Genomic DNA, 1,948 nt, shown 5'->3' on the forward strand with positions numbered 1-1,948 from the left:
ACAATCGGATACATCACACCGCAAGAAGCAGAGGAGAAATTCTACGAAACCTTGAAGGCCGCTGAAAAAGCAGCCTAACATTTGAACCAACCACTCTCCGGTAAACCCGGGGCGGTTCAAAAGATATGATTATTGGGTTTTAAAAGAAGTTATTCGCCGCGACATCCTAGCCCAGAAAAAGCAGATCGACGCGCTACAATGGCGTATAGTCGAAGCCTCGAACCCGACCATCATCGCCGCCTACTAGAAGAAGGTTGCCAAGCTGGAAAAGAATATCCGGCGGCTCGAAGCGAAACTGGATCGAGACTTGGAACCGGCACAAATTATTGAAGAGATATTCAAACCACACAAGCCTCTATAATATTTGTTTTTTATAAAATAGGCTAAAATGTGAAATGGTGCGGCTGAGAAGACTCGAACTTCCACGGGTGTTACCCCACAGCGACCTCAACGCTGCGCGTCTACCAATTCCGCCACAGCCGCACTTGAAGTTTGCGGGCTATAGCAAGTCGCCTGCGGCTTGTGAAGCCCCCTTCTAAGGCGTAGGAGATGTTCTATGGAAGATGCTTTGACAAACCCCGCCCAGACGGTGGATTGGACGCGCAGTGATACAGTTGTCGGGTATGCCGAAGCCTGTGTAGCGATGGAGAATCGGGTCTCGCAGATTCTGGCCGGAACTGCGGCCGAGCAGGTTTGGCTGCTAGAGCATCCGCCGCTTTATACCGCCGGCACCAGCGCTCAGAGCGCGGACCTGACGGACCCAAACCGCTTCCCTGTGCACGAGACGCGGCGCGGCGGGCAATATACGTATCATGGGCCGGGGCAGCGGATCGCTTATGTGATGATGGACCTCAACAAACGCGGGCGTGATGTGCGGGCCTATGTTACAAAACTGGAAGACTGGGTAATCGCCACCCTGGCCGAATTCGGCGTTACCGGTGAACGCCGTGCAGACCGCGTTGGCGTCTGGGTCGCCCGCCCCGACAAGCCCCCCCTGCTCGATGGCCACCCCGCCGAGGATAAGATCGCGGCCATCGGTGTGCGCATCCGCAAATGGGTGACATTTCACGGCATCGCCATCAATATGGAGCCAGACCTGTCGCATTATGACGGCATCGTGCCCTGCGGCATCAGCGGCTATGGCGTGACCTCTCTGGTCGATCTTGGACTGCCGGTCACCATGGATGATTTGGACCTGGCGCTGCAGAAAACATTTCCAGATGCTTTCAGTTGTAGTGGTTCAGATGTGATCTGACAGTTGTCCGTTTTTCTGGCGGCGTCTGTCAGGTGAAGTTCAGTTCACGGACTTTTCCTGCCAGATTTCTTTCCCGTCCACTGCCCGGCAGGCGATTGCAAAGCAATCTGCCGAGAGGGGATCATAGTTTCGATGGGTGTTCTGCCGCAACACATTTTGCCCTGATGCGTGCGCTCGTGGTTGTAATGGTGCAGCCATTCATCCAGATCGGCCTGCAGCGCGTCGATGCTGTCGTAGAGCTTCTTTCGGAACGCGACCTGGTAGAACTCCTGCAGGATCGTCTTGTGGATGGGACATCGGGCAAAGTTCTGAAGGGTCAGGACGGGGAGATGCCGATTGCGGTTCCGCGCGACCGGGATGGCAGCTTCGAACCGGAACTGGTCAAGAAAGGCCAGACGCGGATCGACGGCATGGATGACAAGATTGTTGGTCTCTATGCCGCCGGGCTGAGTGTCTGGGATATCCGCGCCCACCTTGAGGATGTCTATGGCCTGAAGGTCTCGGCAGATCTGATCAGCCGCGTCACCGATGCCGTGCTCGACGAGGTCCGCGAATGGCAAAGCCGGGCGCTGGGCCGGATGTATCCCATCGTCATCTTCGACGCGCTCAGGGTAAAGATCAGGGACGCGGACAGCCGGACGGTCAAAAACAAGGCTGTTTACGTGGCCCTGGGCGTCACCCGCGACGGCAGCC

At 56.3% G+C, this 1,948-nt stretch carries 1 protein-coding gene, 1 tRNA gene and 2 pseudogenes; 2 read left to right on the top strand and 2 right to left on the bottom strand.

Features of this window, described 5'->3' with window-relative positions:
* Positions 1 to 396: 396 nt before the first annotated feature.
* Positions 397 to 483 (bottom strand) — tRNA-Leu (locus ACW9UQ_RS18530).
* Between the two features lie 73 nt (positions 484 to 556).
* On the opposite strand from ACW9UQ_RS18530, the gene lipB reads away from it, so the two are divergent.
* The gene (gene lipB, locus ACW9UQ_RS18535) at positions 557 to 1,255 is read left to right on the top strand and encodes a lipoyl(octanoyl) transferase LipB (protein ID WP_458932468.1); all 699 of its coding nucleotides are present in this window, start codon (positions 557 to 559) and stop codon (positions 1,253 to 1,255) included.
* Between the two features lie 44 nt (positions 1,256 to 1,299).
* Here the strand turns inward: lipB and ACW9UQ_RS18540 are convergent.
* Positions 1,300 to 1,542, bottom strand: a pseudogene (locus ACW9UQ_RS18540) (hypothetical protein); the annotation flags it as partial.
* Here ACW9UQ_RS18540 and ACW9UQ_RS18545 point away from each other — a divergent pair.
* Positions 1,543 to 1,948, top strand: a pseudogene (locus tag ACW9UQ_RS18545) (transposase); the annotation flags it as partial.

It is taken from the genome of Halovulum sp. GXIMD14793 (genome assembly GCF_054457435.1).

Bases quoted from the DNA above. Each gene is read 5' to 3' on its own strand.
- lipB (WP_458932468.1), top strand. From the start codon at position 557: ATGGAAGATGCTTTGACAAACCCCGCCCAGACGGTGGATTGGACGCGC.